The 19226-nt window shown below is 67.6% G+C and carries 20 protein-coding genes; 10 read left to right on the top strand and 10 right to left on the bottom strand.

Annotated elements, in window-relative coordinates; all coding sequences use genetic code 11:
• Nucleotides 1–78 precede the first annotated feature (78 nt).
• The 5 genes from acs to ACLQ3I_RS06655 all read left to right on the top strand — a co-directional run bounded on the left by acs (nt 79) and on the right by ACLQ3I_RS06655 (nt 5418).
• Nucleotides 79–2031: an acetate--CoA ligase gene (acs, locus tag ACLQ3I_RS06675; RefSeq protein ID WP_425792136.1), complete on the top strand. Its 1953-nt coding sequence runs from the start codon at nt 79–81 to the stop codon at nt 2029–2031.
• Nucleotides 2032–2143: 112 nt separating this feature from the next.
• A complete protein-coding gene (locus ACLQ3I_RS06670; RefSeq protein ID WP_425800787.1) occupies nt 2144–2821 on the top strand; it encodes a HEAT repeat domain-containing protein in 678 nt (225 codons plus the stop codon).
• A complete protein-coding gene (locus ACLQ3I_RS06665) occupies nt 2815–3813 on the top strand; it encodes a MerR family transcriptional regulator (protein ID WP_425792134.1) in 999 nt (332 codons plus the stop codon). The genes ACLQ3I_RS06670 and ACLQ3I_RS06665 overlap by 7 nt, the downstream gene beginning before the upstream one ends.
• Nucleotides 3814–3930: 117 nt before the next feature.
• Nucleotides 3931–4470 carry a phage holin family protein gene (locus tag ACLQ3I_RS06660; RefSeq protein ID WP_425800785.1) on the top strand — a complete coding sequence of 180 codons (540 nt, stop codon included), beginning with the start codon at nt 3931–3933 and terminating at the stop codon, nt 4468–4470.
• A gap of 3 nt (nt 4471–4473) precedes the next feature.
• A complete protein-coding gene (locus ACLQ3I_RS06655) occupies nt 4474–5418 on the top strand; it encodes an alpha/beta fold hydrolase (protein ID WP_425792132.1) in 945 nt (314 codons plus the stop codon).
• Nucleotides 5419–5477: 59 nt separating this feature from the next.
• Here ACLQ3I_RS06655 and ACLQ3I_RS06650 read toward each other — a convergent pair whose 3' ends face one another.
• The 4 genes from ACLQ3I_RS06650 to nth are packed head-to-tail and all read right to left on the bottom strand — an operon-like array spanning nt 5478 to nt 9146.
• Nucleotides 5478–6677, bottom strand: coding sequence for a MarP family serine protease (locus ACLQ3I_RS06650; protein ID WP_425800783.1), 1200 nt, complete (start codon nt 6675–6677; stop codon nt 5478–5480).
• The gene (locus ACLQ3I_RS06645; protein ID WP_425801868.1) at nt 6674–7558 is read right to left on the bottom strand and encodes an NUDIX hydrolase; all 885 of its coding nucleotides are present in this window, start codon (nt 7556–7558) and stop codon (nt 6674–6676) included. Before ACLQ3I_RS06645 ends, ACLQ3I_RS06650 begins: the two co-directional genes overlap by 4 nt.
• Nucleotides 7559–7599: 41 nt before the next feature.
• The gene (locus ACLQ3I_RS06640) at nt 7600–8352 is read right to left on the bottom strand and encodes a TlpA disulfide reductase family protein (protein WP_425800781.1); all 753 of its coding nucleotides are present in this window, start codon (nt 8350–8352) and stop codon (nt 7600–7602) included.
• Entirely contained in the window at nt 8349–9146 is a 798-nt protein-coding gene (gene nth, locus ACLQ3I_RS06635; protein ID WP_425800779.1) for an endonuclease III, read from the bottom strand. Before nth ends, ACLQ3I_RS06640 begins: the two co-directional genes overlap by 4 nt.
• A 158-nt stretch (nt 9147–9304) precedes the next feature.
• Between nth and ACLQ3I_RS06630 the strand changes: the two genes are divergently transcribed.
• Together ACLQ3I_RS06630 and ACLQ3I_RS06625 are read left to right on the top strand one after the other, a co-directional pair.
• Nucleotides 9305–9577 (top strand): hypothetical protein, encoded by a 273-nt coding sequence (locus ACLQ3I_RS06630; RefSeq protein ID WP_425792128.1) that lies wholly within the window; start codon nt 9305–9307, stop codon nt 9575–9577.
• Between the two features lie 190 nt (nt 9578–9767).
• Entirely contained in the window at nt 9768–10442 is a 675-nt protein-coding gene (locus tag ACLQ3I_RS06625) for a Crp/Fnr family transcriptional regulator (RefSeq protein WP_006330855.1), read from the top strand.
• A gap of 80 nt (nt 10443–10522) precedes the next feature.
• On the opposite strand, the gene ACLQ3I_RS06620 is transcribed toward ACLQ3I_RS06625, so the two are convergent.
• The 5 genes from ACLQ3I_RS06620 to ACLQ3I_RS06600 all read right to left on the bottom strand — a co-directional run bounded on the left by ACLQ3I_RS06620 (nt 10523) and on the right by ACLQ3I_RS06600 (nt 13629).
• Nucleotides 10523–11362, bottom strand: a complete 840-nt coding sequence (locus tag ACLQ3I_RS06620; RefSeq protein ID WP_425792127.1) for an MBL fold metallo-hydrolase — start codon at nt 11360–11362, stop codon at nt 10523–10525.
• Between the two features lie 78 nt (nt 11363–11440).
• Nucleotides 11441–12553, bottom strand: a complete 1113-nt coding sequence (locus ACLQ3I_RS06615; RefSeq protein ID WP_425800777.1) for an SPFH domain-containing protein — start codon at nt 12551–12553, stop codon at nt 11441–11443.
• A 142-nt stretch (nt 12554–12695) separates the two neighbouring features.
• The gene (locus ACLQ3I_RS06610) at nt 12696–12899 is read right to left on the bottom strand and encodes a hypothetical protein (protein ID WP_425792800.1); all 204 of its coding nucleotides are present in this window, start codon (nt 12897–12899) and stop codon (nt 12696–12698) included.
• Between the two features lie 86 nt (nt 12900–12985).
• A complete protein-coding gene (locus ACLQ3I_RS06605; protein WP_425792125.1) occupies nt 12986–13459 on the bottom strand; it encodes a RidA family protein in 474 nt (157 codons plus the stop codon).
• A 5-nt stretch (nt 13460–13464) separates the two neighbouring features.
• Nucleotides 13465–13629, bottom strand: a complete 165-nt coding sequence (locus ACLQ3I_RS06600; protein WP_161061438.1) for a DUF4177 domain-containing protein — start codon at nt 13627–13629, stop codon at nt 13465–13467.
• A 43-nt stretch (nt 13630–13672) separates the two neighbouring features.
• On the opposite strand from ACLQ3I_RS06600, the gene ACLQ3I_RS06595 reads away from it, so the two are divergent.
• Nucleotides 13673–14698, top strand: a complete 1026-nt coding sequence (locus ACLQ3I_RS06595) for an ArsA-related P-loop ATPase (protein ID WP_425792124.1) — start codon at nt 13673–13675, stop codon at nt 14696–14698.
• Nucleotides 14699–15892 (top strand): ArsA family ATPase, encoded by a 1194-nt coding sequence (locus ACLQ3I_RS06590; protein WP_425800775.1) that lies wholly within the window; start codon nt 14699–14701, stop codon nt 15890–15892.
• Nucleotides 15893–16053: 161 nt separating this feature from the next.
• Here ACLQ3I_RS06590 and ACLQ3I_RS06585 read toward each other — a convergent pair whose 3' ends face one another.
• The gene (locus ACLQ3I_RS06585) at nt 16054–16368 is read right to left on the bottom strand and encodes a WhiB family transcriptional regulator (protein WP_161061435.1); all 315 of its coding nucleotides are present in this window, start codon (nt 16366–16368) and stop codon (nt 16054–16056) included.
• Between the two features lie 352 nt (nt 16369–16720).
• Between ACLQ3I_RS06585 and ACLQ3I_RS06580 the strand changes: the two genes are divergently transcribed.
• Complete coding sequence (locus ACLQ3I_RS06580) at nt 16721–19165, top strand: penicillin-binding protein (RefSeq protein ID WP_425792799.1); 2445 nt, start codon at nt 16721–16723, stop codon at nt 19163–19165.
• Nucleotides 19166–19226: the final 61 nt, after the last annotated feature.

Raw genomic sequence — 19226 nt, 5'->3', positions numbered from 1 at the left:
AGTGTGCGGGCACCCAGCATGCACACACCACAGCACGCATCCACATCGTCTCCTCGACAGTGAAAGGTCGCCTCACCGATGACTCCCGCCACCACTTCGTCCGCCCAGGGATATCCGCCGTCGGAGGACTTCGTCGCGCAGGCCAATGCCGGGGCGGAGCTCTACGACCGGGCCGACGCGGATCGTCTGGAGTTCTGGGCCGAGCAGGCCCGCCGGCTGGACTGGGTCACCGATTTCGACCAGATCCTGGACTGGACGGACGCACCGTTCGCCAAGTGGTTCGTCGGCGGCCGGCTCAACGTGGCCTACAACTGCGTCGACCGACACGTCGCCGCGGGCAAGGGCGATCGGGTCGCGATCCATTGGGTCGGCGAGCCCGGCGACACCCGCGACCTCACCTACGCCCAGCTGCAGGACGAGGTGTCCAAAGCCGCCAACTACTTCGCCTCGATCGGACTGGTCGCAGGCGACCGCGTCGCGATCTACATGCCGATGGTCCCCGAGGCCATCGTCTCGATGCTCGCCTGCGCCCGGCTCGGGTTGACGCATTCGGTGGTGTTCGCCGGGTTCTCCTCGGGCGCACTGCGTTCGCGCGTCGACGACGCCGAAGCCAAGCTCGTCATCACCACCGACGGACAGTACCGTCGCGGCAAGCCCGCCCCCCTCAAGACCGCCGTCGACGAAGCGCTCGGCACCGGCGACGACGCCGCGAAGTCGGTGGAGAAGGTCCTGGTGGTGCGCCGCACCAACGACGATCCCGATCTGCCGTGGGTCGAGGGGCGCGACGTGTGGTGGGACGACACCGTCGACGAACAGTCGACGACGCACGAGCCCGAGGCCTTCGACGCCGAACACCCACTGTTCCTGCTCTACACCTCGGGCACCACCGGCAAGCCCAAGGGCATCGTGCACTCCTCCGGCGGCTACCTCACCCAGGCGTCGTACACCTTCCACTACGTGTTCGACCACAAGGAAGGCCGCGACGTCTTCTGGTGTGGCGCCGACATCGGCTGGGTGACCGGACACTCCTACCTCGTCTACGGACCACTGAGCAACGGTGCGACCGAGGTGGTCTACGAGGGCACCCCCAACTCCCCCAACGAGCATCGTCATTTCGAGATCATCGAAAAGTACGGCGTCACCATCTATTACATCGCGCCGACGCTGGTCCGCACCTTCATGAAGTGGGGTCGCGAGATCCCCGACGCCCACGACCTGAGCTCGGTGCGGCTGCTCGGCTCCGTCGGCGAACCGATCAACCCCGAGGCATGGAAGTGGTACCGCGAGGTCATCGGCGGCGACAAGGCGCCCATCGTCGACACCTGGTGGCAGACCGAGACCGGCGCCATCATGATCTCCCCGCTACCCGGAGTGACCACCACCAAGCCCGGCTCTGCGATGGCACCGCTGCCCGGCATCTCGGCGAACATCGTCGACGACCAGGGCAAGCCCGTCGGCGCCGGGGAGCAGGGCTATCTCGTCCTCGACCAGCCGTGGCCGTCGATGTTGCGCGGTATCTGGGGCGACGAGGAACGGTTCCGGGAGACCTACTGGTCACGCTTCGCCGAGCAGGGCTGGTACTTCGCCGGCGACGGCGCCCGCTACGACGACGACCACGCATTGTGGGTCCTCGGCCGCGTCGACGATGTCATGAACATCTCCGGGCACCGCATCTCCACCGCCGAGGTGGAGAGCGCCCTGGTCGGACACTCCGGGGTCGCCGAGGCCGCGGTCATCGGCGCCGCCGACGAGACCACCGGTCAGGGCATCGTCGCCTTCGTCATCCTGCGTGAGGGCGTCGAGAACACCGGCGACCAACTCGTCAAGGAACTGCGCGACCAGGTCGCCGTCGAGATCTCGCCCATCGCCAAACCCCGCGAGATCAACGTAGTGCCCGAACTGCCCAAGACCCGCTCCGGCAAGATCATGCGGCGCCTCCTCAAGGACGTCGCCGAGGGCCGCGACCTCGGTGACACCTCCACCCTGGTGGACCCGTCGGTCTTCGAGGCCATCCGCGCCCGCAAGTCCTGAGCAACGCCGTCTCCGCCCCGACCCACGACCGACCCGGCCGGGGCGGAGACGAAATCCTCCTTGACCTTGACACGGTGACAAGGTCTTGACTGGTGTCGAGGAGGTGATCGCGATGAACAACGCGATTCGTGACAATCGGCAGGCCCGCCTGATCGAGGCGCTGGCGGATCCGCAGTCGTCGACACGGCTGCAGGCAGCGCTGGCCGCCGGGACTCACCCGGATGATGCGCTGGTCGACGTACTCGTGGATCGCTGTGCTGTCGAACCCGACTTCTTCGTGCGCGACATGCTGACGTGGGCTCTCACCCGCTGCGCAGCCGGCGTCACCATCGCACGGCTGCTACGCGAGCTCACCTCACCCACAGCGCAGGCCCGCAGTCAGGCGTTGCACACGTTGTCGAAGATCGGCGACCACACCGTCTGGGCGAAGGTTCCGTCCGGGCTTCTCCACGATCCCGACGACGACGTCGCACGCAGCGCCTGGCGCGTCGCGACTGTCCTGGCTCCCTATGAGAAAAGAGACGTTCTCGCAAGGGAATTGGCGACCGAGCTCGGCCGCGGCGACCGCGACACGCGGCGCAGTCTGAGCCGCGCGCTGATCACTCTCGGCGACGCGGTGGTCCCGCTGCTCGCGGCCGCACGTTCGGGTCGAACCCCGGAGGTGCGCGAGCATGCCGTCGCCACCGAGCACCTCATGGAGGACCCGGACAGCGATTTCTCGGCCGCCGTGGATCAGGCGCGACGGACTCTCTCCCTGAAGGACGCGCCGTCGCCGGGCACCAAATGCTGATCGGTGAGGTGTCGCAGCGATCCGGCGTGAGCACCCGGATGCTGCGGCACTACGACCGGCTCGGCCTCGTGGCGCCTGCCGGACGTACGTCCGGCGGGTACCGCGAGTACTCGACGGACGACATCGCGCGACTGTTCCGGGTGGAGGGCCTCCGGTCACTCGGTTTGTCGCTCGCCGAGGTGCAGCGGGTGCTGGAAGCACCCGGATCCCCAGGACCGACCACGCTGATCGGCGAACTCGTCGACTCCTCACGCCGACGTCTCGCCCGTGAGGAGGAGCTGCTGGCCCTGCTCCGGCGCATCGAGGCGTCCACCCCGGCGGATTGGGACGACGTGTTGCGAGCGGTGCGTTTGATGCACGACCTCGGTTCGGATTCCGCCGGCGTGCGCTATCGGGCCGCGCTCGCGGCAATGGGTCACCAGCTCTCCTCCGAGGCCGTCGCCGACGCCGTCCTGGCCGAGGCGGACCCCAACGTCTCCGGCGCCCTGACCTGGGCACTCGCTGCCTCCGGCGACACGGCGGGCACGGCCGTGCTGGCGACGGGCCTGCGATCCGACGATGTGGAGGTACGACGACGCGCGGTGTCGGCCGTCGCGGAACTCGCGGGTCCGCTGGTGGCCGACGTGCTTCGCGGCGCCCTCACCGACCCCGACATCGTCGTCCGCAGCCGCGCGGCGCTGGCTCTCGGGGCGCGAGGCGACCGGGAGGTGGTGCCGACGCTCATCGACATGGTGGTCGCCGGGACCAACGATGTCGACGCCGCCGACCTGCTCCGCGATCTGGCGCACAGCTCCGGCACCGCTGATCAGGTCGCGGCCGATCTCGGGCGCCTGCTCGACGACGCCGCGACACCGCCCGCGGCGCGGAGCCGTCTCGCACAGGCTCTGGTGGAGCTGCCTGGCGACATGGCCGTGGCCATCCTCGCCAGGATGGTCGACGACGACGATCCGGCGGTCGCGGCGGTCGCGAAGATGACACAGCACCGGAGGTGATCTCGCCGGTCGCGGGCCCGGTCGCGCGACTCGCGGCGGGACGACCCGGGTGGCCCGCGCCCCGACCGCCCATCGCATGGCACCATAAGCGCAGAGCACCGAGATACGGAGGATGCAGTGAGCCGCAACGAGCACGGCCAACCCGCAGAAGGCACCGGATCGGTCCCGTCCATCCCGCTGTCGGACCCAACGCTGGGTCGGGACGGCGAGCCCAGTATCGGGAACCTGGTGAAGGACGCCACCGCGAATGTGTCCACGCTGTTCCGGTCCGAGGTGGCACTGGCGAAGGCAGAGCTCGTCGGGGAGGCGAAGAAGGCGGGCGCCGGCACCGGCCTGCTGGTCGTCGCCGGGGTGATGGCCCTCTATTCGAGCTTCTTCTTTTTCTTCTTCCTCGCCGAGCTGCTGGACAACTGGATGCCCCGCTGGCTGGCATTCCTGATCGTCTTCCTGATCCTGGTGCTGATCACCGTCATCATGGCGTTCGTCGGCTATGTGCTCTTCCGCAAGGTCAGGGGCCCCAAGAAGACGATCGAATCGGTCCGGGAGGTGCAGACGGTGCTGCCGGGCAAACACCCCGCCGACATCCCGCCGACGTCCGCGACACGAGCGGGCGAACATCCCGAGATCCCACGCGCGCACGACCCCGGGCGGAGATGACCGTTGGCGGTTCCGCCTGACCCGTCGAGCGTCCGGGTTCCCGGGAACTGGCATCACTTCGACGTCCGGGCGAACGGGGTCCGCTTCCACGCTGTCGAGGCGGACGGCCGATGGCTCGCCGACCGCCCCCTGGTTCTGCTTCTGCACGGCTTCGGTGAGTTCTGGTGGAGCTGGCGACATCAGATCGCCGCGCTGACCGACGCCGGATACCGGGCCGTCGCCGTCGACCTGCGCGGGTACGGCGACTCCGACAAGCCGCCGCGCGGCTACGACGGCTGGTCGCTGGCCGGTGACACGAACGGTCTGGTACGCGCCCTGGGACACACCGAGGCCACGCTGGTCGGGCATGCGGACGGTGGCCTGGTGTGCTGGGCGACCGCCACGCTGCATCCCCGGGTGGTGAACCGGATCGCCGTCATCGCGTCACCGCATCCGCGCGCACTGCGCCGGGAGGTGCTGCGCAACCGGGCACAGCGATCGGCCTTCCTCCCCGGATTCCTGCGGAACCAGTTGCCGCGGAAGGGCGAACGACACCTGACACGCCGCGACGGCGACTACATCGAGCAGTACTTCCGCGAGCGCGCCGCCGACGCCTGGCAGCAGACCGACGAGTTCGCCGAGGCCGTCGAGCGGAACCGGTCGGCGATCCAGATCCCGTACGTCGCTCATTGCAGCCTGGAGTATCAGCGCTGGGCGTTCCGGTCGCAGTTCCGGCCCGACGGCATGCGCTTCATGGAGTTGATGAATCAGCGGCTGCACATTCCCGTGCTCGCACTGCGCGGCCGGGAGGATCCGTACATCCTGGATCACCTGATGACCGCAGGCAACCGATGGTCCGCGCACATGGATTACCGGCAGATAGACGGCAGCGGCCACTTCGCCCACCAGGAACGGCCCGCTCAGGTCAACGAACGACTGGTCGAGCTGCTCTCGCGCGATCCCGCGTAGCCGTATCCGTCATCCCCATGTCGTCGATCGGGCACACTTTCGTGCCGATCGGGACGCGCTCAGGCGTGAACGCAGGATTCGGTACTGACCCGCGACGACCGGTTCTCCGAGTCGGTGAAGTTCGACTGAACCTGCTTGGCGGTCAACACGAAGCCGGTCTGGTCCGTGGTGTCCTCGGCAGCACCGAAGACGACGCCGAGCACCTCGCCGTCCGAGTTGATCATCGGGCCACCCGAATTGCCCTGACGGATCTGGCCGCGGACGGTATAGACCTCGCGCAGAATCCGGCCGGTGCGATAGATGTCCGGGCCGGACAGGTTGATGACCTCGCGTACGCGAACGGGATTCACCGCGAACGGTCCCGCCTCCGGATAGCCGAGGACGATCGCGTCGTCGCCGGGTGACGCCTCCTTGTCGGCGAACTTCAATGGCGGCGCGGTCAATCCCGGGACATCGAGCACGGCGATGTCGTTGCTGCTGTCGAAGAGCACCACCCGCGCAGGCAATTGCTGGCCGCTCGGGGCGGAGACAGTGAGGCGGCGTGTGCCCGCGACCACGTGGGCATTGGTCATCACGCGTTCGGGCGACACCACGAAACCACTGCCCTCGAGGGCCTGCCGACAACTGGGCGCGGTCCCCTCGATCTTCATGACACTTGGACGCGTCTGGTTCACGACGGGGAGCTGGACCACCGACGGATCGGGCGGACCGACGTTGACGACGGGAGTCCGGCCGAACGGTCCGATCACCTGCGGCAGGCCCGAATTGTCCAACAGCGCACTGAAGTCCCGGGGCAGATCGCGCAGCCACTGCGGGGCGAACACGTCGACTCCGCCGAGGACCTTGGAGCCGCGGACCGCGGACGAGAGCTGGGTCTCGGTGGAACTGCTCAACGGGATCGCCAGCAGCCATGCCGCGACCAGCACCGCGATCACCTGCAGGACCAAGCCGATCACGCTGTCGACGCGGCGGACGCCCCGCGACCGGATACCGCTGCGCGCCGCCCGGCCGAGGATCATTCCCGACACCTCGCCGACGATGATCAACGCGACCAGCAGCACCACGCCGACCAACAGCCGCACGGTGCTGTCGTCGAACCGCGAGATGATGTGCGGCGCAAGCAGGATTCCGGCAACGGCCCCCAGGATGACCCCCAGGAACGCCAGTGCCGAGGCCACCGCGCCCTGACGGTACCCACTGGCCGCAGCCAGCACGGCGATCACCACGACGATGAGGTCCACCCATCCGGAACCGCTCACCTATGTCCACCCTCACCGCGATCGGGATCGCCGACCGCCTGACGCATCGCCTCGGGCAACACCGCCGAAAAACCCGTCGTCTGGGGACTCCCGGCGTCACTGGCCCCGCTCGCTACGCTCCCGGCGGCCGCATGCTCGATGGCGTCCTCCAGCGGACGCACATCCGACTTGTCCCACGGCACATCCCATCCCGACACCTCGCTGATGGCCGCGATCAGACCCCCGGTGAATCCCCACACCAGCAGACCGTCGACCATGAATGCCGGTCCACGATAGGCACTTGCCCCCATGACTTTCCGTTGCACCTGGAAGCGGCTCTCCGGCGCGAGCAACGAGCGCAGGTTGACCCGGGCGACCCGCGACGTCTCCGCGGTGTCCATCACCTGCACGTCACCCGGCCGCTGCCAGTGCGCGAGGACGGGGATGACGTCGAACGCGGACACCGGGACGGGGAACGACGGCAGGTTCGCCACCACGTGGACGCCGTCGGCGGTCAGACCGGTCTCCTCGTTCGCCTCTCGCAGCGCGGTGCCCACCGGGTAGTCGTCGCCGGGATCCATGGCACCGCCGGGGAAGGCGACCTGTCCACTGTGCTGCCGGAGCGTCGCGGCTCGTTCGGTCAGCAAGATCTCGGCGTCGGCCGGCAGTCCACCCGGATGGTCGGGCGCCTCGTCCCAGCTGCCCGAGATCAGCACCAGGACAGCGGCGGCACGACGGTTCCGGCCGAGCATCGACGCCCACCGGGTCCGATCTCCGCCTCGATTGAGCACCGCGTCGGTCACGGCACCGACATTGCCCGTCACCGCGCGCATCCACGGCGGGATCTGTCCGGTCGGCACCAGCGGCCCGACCGGTGAGACCTGCTCGTCGTGATCGGTCATGTCGTGGTCGGTCATGTCGTGATCGGTCATGTCGTGATCGGTCATGTCGTCACCCCCAGGTATTGGTGGACCGCGGCGGCGATCTGGTCGGGATCGTCGAAGACCTGCGGGAGCACCTTGGCGACGGTGCCGTCGGCGCGCACCAGGATCGTCGACGGAAAGACCCGCGGAGCCTTGAGCGCGCCGGCGATGCGGGCGTCGGGGTCCAGGACGACGGGCAGGTGGACGTTGTTCTCGGCGAGGAACCGCAACGCCAGATACGGATTCTGCGCACCCTCCTGGGCGTGGACGGCCAGGACCGTCACCTTGTCACCGGCGCGCTGGGCGTAGTCGGCCATCTCCGGCAGCTCCCGACGACACGGCAGGCACCACACGGCCCACATGTTCACGACCATCGGTTTCCCGGCGGTGCCCGCCCCGACGTCGTACGGCTTGCCGTCCGCCAGACACGGCGCGGTCACGCCCGCGAGGACCGACGCCGGACCAACCGGCAGACCGGTCTGGGGGCAGGGTTCGAGCGCGGCATCACGGCGGGCCTGGGCCAGCTGACCCTCGTCCACCTGCGCGTCGGTCGCCTTCGGACCGGTCGCTGTCGCCGGGTCCGACCCGCCGGCCGTGTCGTCGCCGCCGCCGCGTGGCCAGATCGCCACGACCAGGGCGATCATCACGACGATGAAGACCAGGGTCCATCGGGCTGACGCCGGGAAGCGGCCGCCCGGGGGTCGCGACGGTTCCGGTGGACCGGGCTCGGACTCCGCGGCACCCGAGTCCGCGTCGGTGGGGGTCTGATTCACTGCGCTGCGATCCCCGCCAACTCGAGCAGGTGATCGGTCTCGGGTCCCTTGACCAAACGAGCGGCCTCTGTCTTGTCCATCGGACCGGTTCCCACCGCCGGGCAGTCCTTGGCCAGGATGCAGACGCCACAGGCCGGCTTGCGGGCGTGACACACCCGTCGTCCGTGAAAGATCACCCGATGCGAGAGATCCGTCCATTCTTTCCGTTCGATCAGCTCACCGACCGCACGCTCGATCTTGACCGGATCGGATTCGGTGGTCCAGCCCCACCGACCGACCAGCCGCGCGAAATGGGTGTCGACGGTGATGCCGGGCACCCCGAAGGCGTTCCCTAGTACGACGTTGGCGGTCTTGCGCCCGAACCCGGGCAGCGTGACCAGCTCTTTCAGTGTGTTCGGGACCTCGCCGTCGAACCGCTCGACGAGCGCCTGACCCAGGCCGATGATCGAGTTCGCCTTGTTCCGGTAAAAGCCGGTCGAGCGGATCATCTCCTCGAGTTCGGTGCGTTCGGCCTGCGCGTACGACACCGCGGTCGGATACTTCGCGAACAGCGCGGGGGTCACCATGTTGACCCGGACGTCGGTGCACTGGGCCGACAGGATGGTGGCGACCGACAGCTCGAGCGGCGTGGTGAAGTCCAGCTCGCAGTAGACGTGCGGGAACGCGACCTCGAGGGTCCGGTTCATCCGACGGGCGCGCCGCACGAGCCCGAGGCGTGTCTCGGCCCCGGCGCTCCGCCGCGGACGGGCCGGCGGTGCCGGCACCGTGGAGTCGGTCCTCTTACGTGCGCTCACCGATTCAGGTTAGCCAGATCGCCGCCGTGTGACCGACAGAGACCGTGCGCATCGCCGGGAACGGGTATCCCACGACGGTGCTACGCATTGGTAACAAGTCAGTGAAGGCCGCCACTCTGGTTGGCGGGAGACGGATCCGATTGTGTTTACTGGTCCCCATGCAAGGACTCGCGGCGCTGCTGTTCCCAGCCGTCCTCATGCTTTTCGCGCTGGCGATGGAGAAAGTCCAGGGTCGGATCGATCGCCTCGCCGTTTCCCGCGACCACGTGGAGGAATTCCTCGAATCGGCCGACGCCGCACACGTGGACACCCTGGCCAAGGAGGGTTTTCCCGCCGCGCTCGACGAGTTCCGCAGTCGCCGCGGGATCGGTGAACCAGCCCTGCCGACGTCGGATTCGATGCTGTCGTCGTCGCCGAAGCGCGCCAGCTGACCGGCAGAACCCCCATAACCGACGAAGCCGACTCGCCGCAATGGTCCGGTCCGTGACCCATTCAACACTTATGCTTGGGGCGAGAGTAGCGTTGCACGGGGCAACGCGTCGGCGGGGCGGTATCCACGTGTTTGAGAACGCCGGTGACCAGTTGCCACGCGAGTGTGATTTGGACGAGAAAGGTTCCTAGGTGGAGGACGTACTGGCGCGGGCTGGCATATTCCAGGGTGTCGAGCCCTCGGCCGTCGCAGCGCTGACCAAGCAGCTTCAACCGGTCGATTTCCCTCGCGGCCACGTGATCTTCCACGAGGGCGAGCCCGGTGATCGGCTGTACATCATCCTGTCCGGCAAGGTGAAGGTCGGGCGTCGTTCGCCTGATGGTCGCGAGAACCTGCTGACGATCATGGGACCGTCGGACATGTTCGGCGAGCTCTCGATCTTCGACCCCGGGCCCCGGACCTCGTCCGCGACCACGGTGACGGAGGTCCGCGCGGTCTCCATGGATCGCGACGCCCTGCGCGCCTGGATCAAGGACCGCCCCGAGATCGCCGAGCAGCTCCTCCGGGTGCTCGCCCGCCGCCTCCGCCGGACCAACAACAACCTGGCGGACCTCATCTTCACCGATGTGCCGGGACGCGTGGCCAAGCAGCTCCTCCAGCTCGCACAGCGATTCGGCACCCAGGAGGGTGGCGCGCTGCGTGTCACCCACGACCTCACGCAGGAAGAGATCGCGCAGCTCGTCGGCGCGTCCCGCGAGACGGTCAACAAGGCGCTGGCCGACTTCGCGCAGCGCGGCTGGCTGCGCCTCGAGGGCAAGAGCGTGCTCATCGCCGACTCCGAGCGCCTGGCGCGCCGCGCGCGGTAGCAGAACCCGAACGTCACAGAACTCCCACGAACACGAGGCAGTGTTCGTGGGAGTTCTGCGTTCGGGTTTGTGAACGTGGCTCAGTCCCTGAGGTACTCCAGCTGCGCCTTGACCGACATCCGGGCGGCGGGCCACAGCTTCTTATCGACGTCCGCGTAGACCTTCCGGACCACCTTCATCGGTTTGGCGTCCTTGGCCGACACCCCGAGTTCGTCGAGGGCGGCCACGATCTGGTCGATGCGTTCTTCGCGGTGCGCCTTGTAGTAGCGCGCCACCGGGCCGACCCGGGGATGGTCGGGGCCGTGCGCGGGGAGCAGGACGGCGTCCTCCCCCTCGACGATGATCCGGTTGAGCGAGTTCAGGTAGTCCCGCAGAGTGCCGTCGGACGGATCTATGACCGTGGTCCCGCTACCCAGGATGGTGTCGCCGGTGAGCAGGGCGCGCTGTCCGTCGCACTCGACGAGGAAGCTCACCGAATCCCCGGTGTGCCCCGGTGTGTCGAGCACGGTGATCCGGACGCCCGCCACCTCGATGACCTCTCGATCAGTGAGGGTGGGCGCACCGTGGGTGAATTTCGACGATCGCGCCCGCACCGGGGCGTCGACGCGTTTCCGCAGGCGCTTGATGGCGCCGGTGTGGTCGAAATGGCGGTGTGAGATCAACACGAGCGCGATGCCCGGTTGCTCTGCGATGCGCTTGACGTGGCCCTTCTTGTTGGGCGGCCCCGGATCGACCACCACGCACTCCGCATGCCCCGGCGCCCGCAGAATCCACGTGTTGGTGCCGTCGAGCTCCATGTTCCCCGGGTTGTTGCACAACAGCACCGACGCGAACGGCGTGACCTCTCGGACCACACCGTAAGCGGGATGGGCGGGCTGGGCAGGCGCCGACCCCGTGTCGTCACTTCCGTTGTCGGTCATGTCATCCGACACTACCCACAGCGTCTCCGAGGGCAGTGCTTCAGGTCACCGGTGATGCGGAGTCCGGCGAGGTCGTGGCTACGCCGACCGATCGACGTCCTCGACGATCTGGGGCGCGAACTCGCTCTGCAGACTCTTCAGCAGCGACGCTCCTTGCGTGACGATGCCCGTCATCAGTTCGTTCACACCTTCTGCTCCGTTGAAGACGGTGAGATTCGACGTGCCGAGGCCCTTGGCGACCTCACCGACGAGCGCCGGCAGTTGCTCGATGAGTTGCTGGTCGAGCGCGATCCGATTGTGCTTCGCCGCCGCCGCGGACTGGATCTCGACGGCACGCGCCTCTGCCTCCGCGATGATCTGGGTACGACGGGCCTCGGCCTCCGCCGGCTTCACCACCTCGGAGATCAGCTCCTGCTCGCGCAGATCGGCCTGGGCGTGAGCCAGCAACGACTGTTCGCGGGTGATCTCCTGGCTGACCCGGGCCTCGGCCAGTGGACCCGCCTGGGCCGCCTCGGCGTCGGCCTTGTCGGTCTCGGACTTGATCTGGGCCCGCTTGATCGCCGTCTCCCGCTCATAGTCGGCCTGGTTCCGGAGCGACTCCTGCTGGGCTTTCGACGCCTCCTGATCGGCTCGAGCGCGTTCGACCGCCGCCTCCCGCTGCACCTTCGCGATGTTCGGTGCCGCGAGCGCGTTGATGTACCCCGAATCCATGTCATCGATGGACTGGATCTGGAACGAGTCGACGACCAGACCGATCGAACCCATCTCCCGTTTCGACGCCTCGAGCACCTGCCGCGCCAGGGTGTCACGTTCCCGGATGATCTGTTCGACCGTCATCGACCCGACGATCGACCGCAGGTGGCCGGAGAAGACCTGGCCGGTGAGCTGGTTCATCTCGTCCTCCTGCTCCGAGATGAACCGCTGTCCGGAGTTGACGATCGACGCGACGTCGCTGCCGACCTTGTGCGCGATGACCGCCCGCACGTTCAGCTGGATGCCCTGGGTGGTCACACAGACCTCGCGGATCTGGGCCTCGTGCAACGCCATCGACAGGAACCGCACCTTGCGGAGGATCGGCATCACCCACTTGCCGTGGCCGACCACGACGTCGAACGGCGCGCCGCCGTCCTGGGCCTTCTTGCCCGAGATCAGCATCGCCTCATCGGGTTCGGGAACGTGGTAGCCGAGCATGGTGGTCCTCCTCAGTCGCCGGTCGCGCCGCGACATCACCGGTGCGCGAACACGAATCACCTATCTGACGGCTCATGCTACGGCTCGGTTCCAGGGTGTCGTTCGGGCAGACGACACCCTGGCCAGGCCTGGCGTCATCGCGTCAGGTCGGCAACGGCAGCCAGGGTTCGACGTCGACGATCCGGCCGGGCCGGACCCCGATCACGAGTACCGTCGCGTCGACGCCGACCGGTTCGGACGCCACCGCCAGGAACTTCTCGGTGCCGCCCGCGAGGCGCAGTTCCACCTCGCCGAGGGATTCACCGCCGCCGATCGCGAGGGTGACCACGCCCGTCGTCCCGATCACGTCAGCACGCTCGGCGAAGATCTGTACCCGATCGGCGAAGATCTGCGCCCGATCGGCGGGCAACTCCCGTCCCGCGGGTCACCGGATCAGGCGACCTCGACGATGAGCTCGACCTCCACGGGCGCGCCCATCGGCAGCTCGGCCACACCGACCGCAGAGCGGGCATGGACGCCCATCTCGCCGAAGATCTCCCCGAGGAGGTCGGAGGCACCGTTGATCACACCGGGCTGGCCGGTGAATCCGTGCGCGGAGGCGACGAACCCCACGACCTTGACGATGCGCACGACAGAATCGATGCCGACCAGACCGTCGACGGCGGCGAGCGCGTTCAGGGCGCATTGGCGCGCGGCCGCGTTGGCCTGATCCGGGTCGACGACGCCCTCGGCACCCTCGTGCACCTTGCCGGCGACGTCGAGCTCACCGGCCACGATCGGCAGCTGCCCGGCCGTGTAGACGAGGTTCCCGGTCCGCACCGCGGGTGCGTAACTCGCGACCGGCGAGACCACCGGGGGCAGTTCGATACCGAGCTCGGCCAGACGCTGGGTCCATGTACCTGCCATCGGTGCTATCCCTTCGGCCGCTTCAGGTAGGCGACGTGCTGCTCACCGGTCGGGCCGGCCAGCACGCTGACCAGTTCCCAGCCGTCGGCGCCCCACTGATCCAGGATCTGCTTGGTGGCGTGCGTCAACAACGGCACGGTCACGTACTCCCACGCGGTCACTTCACTCATGGACCCACCCTAACGGGTCGACGGTTGTCGATATGGTGATGCAGTGGTGAACGAAACACCGGCCGACGACGCCGGGCACGCCAACGAATGGCCCGAGTCCGCCGAGCGCGCCCGCCTGCACTTCGTGTCCGGTAAGGGCGGTACCGGCAAGACCACCGTCGCCGCCGCCCTGGCTCTCGCCCTGGCCGCCGACGGCAAAAAGGTCCTCCTCGTGGAATGCGAAGGCCGACAAGGCATCGCACAGCTCTTCGACATGCCGCCGCTGCCGCCGAACGACACCCGGATCGCCACCGCCTCGGGCGGGGGCGAGGTGTCGGCGCTGGCCCTCGACATCGAGCACGCCCTCCTCGAGTACCTCGACATGTTCTACAACCTCGGATTCGCGGGTCGCGCGATGAAGCGCATCGGCGCCGTCGACTTCGTCACCACCGTCGCGCCCGGACTCCGCGACGTCCTCATCACAGGCAAGATCAAGGAACGGATCATCCACACCGACAAGCAGGGCAAACGTGTCTATGACGCGGTCGTCGTCGACGCCCCGCCGACCGGCCGGATCGGGAACTTCCTGGACGTGACCAAGGCGATGGCCGACATCGCCAAGACCGGGCCGATCCGCAACCAGAGTGATGGCGTGGTGAAACTCCTGCATTCCGAGGACACCGTCATCCATCTGGTCACCCTGCTCGAGGCGATGCCCATCCAGGAGACCGTCGAGGCGGTGGCGGAGCTGCGCGAGAAGGACCTCACGATCGGCACGCTCATGATCAACCGCGTGAGCCCGACCCATCTGCCCGCGGGCTTCATCGACGAGATCGCCGAGAGCCGGATCGATGCACCGCGGGTGCTCGAGCATCTGAATGCGGCCGGTATGAACGTCTCCGACGAGGACCTGGCCGGCCTGCTCACCGAGACCATCGAGCACGCGACACGACTGCAGGCCCAGCAGGTGGCCAAGGCACAACTCGACGATGTGGAGCTGCCGACCCTGGAGCTGCCGACCCTCGGCGACGGCATCGATCTCGGGGCGATCTACGAACTCGCCAACCTCTTGCAGAAGGCAGGTGCCTAGATGCCGCTGGACCTGAAGATGGGCTCGGTGCTCACCGATCCCGCCACCCGCGTGGTCATCTGCTGCGGCGCGGGCGGCGTCGGCAAGACCACCACCGCCGCCGCCATGGCGCTGTACGCCGCCGAGCAGGGCCGGACCGTCGCGGTGCTCACCATCGACCCGGCCCGACGACTGGCGCAGTCACTGGGCATGTCCGAGCTCACCAACGATCCGCAGCCGGTGGACCTCGGCGCCGGGAGCGGAGCGAGCGGGCCGGCGGATCTCGGCGCCGGGAGCGGAGCGAGCGGGCCGGCGGATCTCGGCGCCGGGAGCGGAGCGAGCGGGCCGGACAAACGCGGCTCGCTCGACGCCATGATGCTCGACATGCGACGCACCTTCGACGAGATGGTGCTGGAGTACTCCTCACCCGACCGGGCGGCCGCGATCATGGAGAACTCCTTCTATCAGACGATGGCGTCGTCGTTCTCCGGGACGCAGGAGTACATGGCCATGGAGAAGCTGGGCAAGCTCCTCGAGCGGGACCATTGGGACCTCATCATCGTCGACACCCCGCCGTCGCGGAACGCCCTCGACTTCCTCGACGCACCGCAGCGACTCGGCTCGTTCCTGTCGGGCCGGCTGATGAAGGTGCTCGTCGGCGGTGGCCGCGGCGTGGGTCGGATGGTGACCGGCGCGATGAGCCTGGCGATGCGCGGTGTCTCGACGATCATCGGCGGTGACATGCTGCGCGACGTCGCGATGTTCGTGCAGTCGCTCGACTCCATGTTCGGCGGTTTCCAGGACCGGGCGCTCAGGACCTACGAGTTGCTCAAGCAGCCCGGCACCCAGTTCGCGGTGGTCGCGGCGGCCGAACCGGATGCGTTACGCGAGGCGGCGTTCTTCGTCGATCGCCTCTCGGAGGAGTCGATGCCGCTCGCGGGCCTGATCCTCAACCGCACCCACCCCAACCTGACGTCGATCTCCGAGTCGTCGGCGCGGGCGGCTCTCGAGAGCGTCGACGACGAACTGACCCGCGGCATCCTCGAGATCCATTCCGAACGTGCGGCCCGGGGCAAGCGGGAACTCCACTTGTTGCAGCGGTTCACCGCATCGCACCCCGCCGTCCCGATCGTGGGGGTCCCGTCCCTCCCGTTCGAGGTGGCCGACGCGGTCGCCCTGCGTGCGGTCGCCGAGCAGATCGTCAGCCGCGGCTGACAGCTCTTCCCCACTCTCTTTCCGAACCGGGCGCTCGTTCCGAACAGGATGCTCGTTCCGAACAGGGCCCGGTCCCGAACAACGCACTCTCCCGAACAACGACGATGGCCGCCCCTTGTGGGCCGGCCATCAGTGTCGTGCGACTGTCGTTCAGCGGTGGGTCACACCGCGTCGGCGCGTTGCCGGCGTCGTTGGGCGTCGAAGAATGCCGCCCAGGACGTGACCTCGGGATGCTGTCGGAGCAAGGCCCGTCGCTGCCGCTCGGTCATGCCGCCCCAGACCCCGAACTCGACTCGGTTGTCGAGGGCGTCGGCACCACATTCGAGCTGCACCGGGCAGTGCCGGCAGATCGTTGCGGCCTTACGCTGGGCCGCTCCGCGAACGAACAGGTCGTCGGGGTTTCCTCCCCGGCATCGAGCTTGTGACACCCACATCAACCGAGCGTCATCTCCGGTGGAAACTGCCGCAATCGCCATCCGCCGACCCCTGTCTGTCGTTGTGTCCCGCCGGGTCGCGTCCGTATCTCCGCACCGATCCCGACTTCCTGACCGTGAACGTGACCCCACCGACAAATGGGTTTGCGCTGGTCATGAGACCCGCTGCGCCTTGTCCGCTTCACATCCCCGAGGGAATGTTAAGTGAGTCACATTCTGCACTCAATTTAAGGATCTGTGCATGGGAGCGCAACCCCTGGAGCAAAGAAAATGGCACCATCGTCCAAACAAGTGACATCCACGCAGGTCATCTGTCCCGCTCGCCGCGCGCGACCCCCCGTGACCCGTGGTCGGCCGAAGTTCCGCCCATCACACGTATCCTGTGCGTGTGCCGATCTCGAAGAAGCTGTGGCCGCTGGCCGGAGCCTGCCTGTTGGCAGGCGTGTTGGTGGCCGGTCTGCTGTACCCGGTCGCCAGCGGTATGGGCGTGGTGTCCAACCGTGCGGCCTCCGCCGTCGAAAATGTCTCATCGGAGCTGCTCAACGGCACTCTGCCGGAGGTCACCACGATGACCGACTCGGCAGGTACGCCGATCGCCGTGCTCTACGACCAGTACCGCTATCAGGTCGGCTACAACGACATCTCGCCGGACATGATCCGCGCGATCATCTCCATCGAGGATCGCCGGTTCCTCGAACACGACGGCGTCGACTGGAAGGGCACCATCCGCGCGGCGCTCAAGAACTCGTCGTCGGGCGAGGTTCAGCAGGGCGCCTCGACGCTCGATCAGCAGTACATCAAGAACTATCAACTCCTGGTCCTCGCGCGCACCGAGGCCGACCGGCAGGCGGCGATCGAGACCACCCCGGCGCGCAAGCTGCGTGAGGTCCGCATGGCGCTGACCATGGAACAGTCGCTGACCGACCAGGCGAAACGGGACAAGGGTCTCGACGACGCAGCGGCCAAGCAAGAGGCCAAGAAGCAGATCGTCACCCGCTACCTGAACGTGGTGCCGTTCGGCAACAACTCCTACGGCATCGAGGCGGCGGCCCAGACCTATTTCGGCAAACACGCGAAGGACCTGGCCGTCGAACAGGCGGCCATGCTGGCCGGGATGGTGCAATCGAGTTCGGCCCTCAACCCGTACAGCCATCCGGAAGCCGCGACCAAACGTCGGAACACCGTCCTCGACACCATGATCCAGAACTTCCCGGATCGCCGGGCGGAACTCGTCGCGGCGAAGGCCAAACCGCTCGGTGTGGTGCCCAACCCGCAGACCCCGACGCAGGGCTGCATCGGGGCGGACAACAACGGGTTCTTCTGCGACTACGCGTTGCAGTTCCTCGCCGAGAACGGCATGTCACGTGACTCGGTGGCACGCGGCGGCTATGTGATCCGCACGACCCTCGACCCTGATGTCCAGCGGTCGACGATGCGGGCCGTCAAAGCACAGGCCAATCCCGATTCCGACGGCGTCGCCGACGTGATGAGCGCGATCCGGCCGGGCAAGAAGTCGCACGACATCCTGGCGATGGCCTCCAGCCGCGACTACGGGCTCAACCTGAAGGCCGGCCAAACGGTGCAGTCACAGCCGTTCTCGATGGTCGGTGACGGCGCCGGATCGGTCTTCAAGATCTTCACCACCGCGGCGGCCATGGAGAAGGGCCTCGGTCTCGCCTCCAACATCCAGGTACCCGGCTTCGTCGCACTCGAGGGCATGGGCAACAGCAATGGCTCCAACGGCTGTCCGGCGAACTCGTATTGCGTCAAGAACGACGGAAAGTATCCCGCCTCGATGTCGGTGACGAATGCGCTCGCGCAGTCCCCCAACACCGCATTCGTGAAACTGCTGCAGCAGGTCGGCGTGAAGCCGGCAGTGGACATGGCCGTGCGTCTCGGTCTGCGGTCCTACACCGTGCCCGGGTCGTCGGGCTACGGCGACAAGAGCATGGCAACCTACGTGAAGGAGGGCAACTTCGGCTCGTTCACGCTGGGACCACTCCCGGTCAACGGCCTCGAGTTGTCGAACGTCGCCGCCACTCTGGCGTCGGGCGGCACCTGGTGCCCGCCGAACCCGATCGCGTCGATCAGCCGCATCAAGCGCGATCAGTACGGCAATCCGGTGCTGGGTCCCGACGGCAAGCCGGCGATGACCGCTGTCCCGTTCAATCCGCCGCCGTGCGAGCAGGCCGTCGAGGAAGGCCTCGCCAACACCCTCGCCAACGGCCTCAGCCACGACGACAAGGGCGGCGGTACGTCCGCAGGGTCCGCCGGCGCCGCAGGCTGGACCTTGCCGGTGTCCGGTAAGACGGGCACCACCGAGTCCCACCGCTCGTCGGCGTTCCTCGGCTTCACCAACAACATCGCCGGCTCCTCGTACGTCTACAACGACGGCCCGAACCCGACCGGGATCTGCAGCAGCCCGCTGCGGCAGTGCTACGACGGCGATCTGTACGGCGGCATGGAGCCCGCGCGAACCTGGTATACGGCGGTCAAGCCGGTGGCCACCAAGTTCGGGCCGGTACGTCTCCCACCGACCGATCCGCGCTTCATGGCCGGCAACGACCGCGGTCGGATCCCGTCGGTCAGCGGGCTCCCGGCCAGCGCCGCGACATCCCGACTGCAGGGCGCCGGGTTCAAGGTGAACCAACTCGACGTCGACAGCAACCGACCGCAGGGCACGGTGGTGTTCACCGCGCCATCGGATTCGGCGATGCCGGGCAGTGTGGTGACGATCTATGTCAGCAACGGCCGACGCGATGACGACGACAAGGGTCCCACCGAGACGACGGTGCAGGTCCCGGGTGTCGGGCCGGTGGTGATCCAGCTGCCGGGCTGAGTCCCGCGGGGGCCGGAGAAACCCATGGGCACCGCCGGCCTGTCACTGCGTATCCTGAGTG

The sequence above is a fragment of the Gordonia sp. DT101 genome (assembly GCF_049844895.1).
Lineage (GTDB): Bacteria > Actinomycetota > Actinomycetes > Mycobacteriales > Mycobacteriaceae > Gordonia.
The sequence above is the reverse complement of the archived record's forward strand: the minus strand, read 5'-3'. Positions and strand labels throughout refer to the sequence as shown.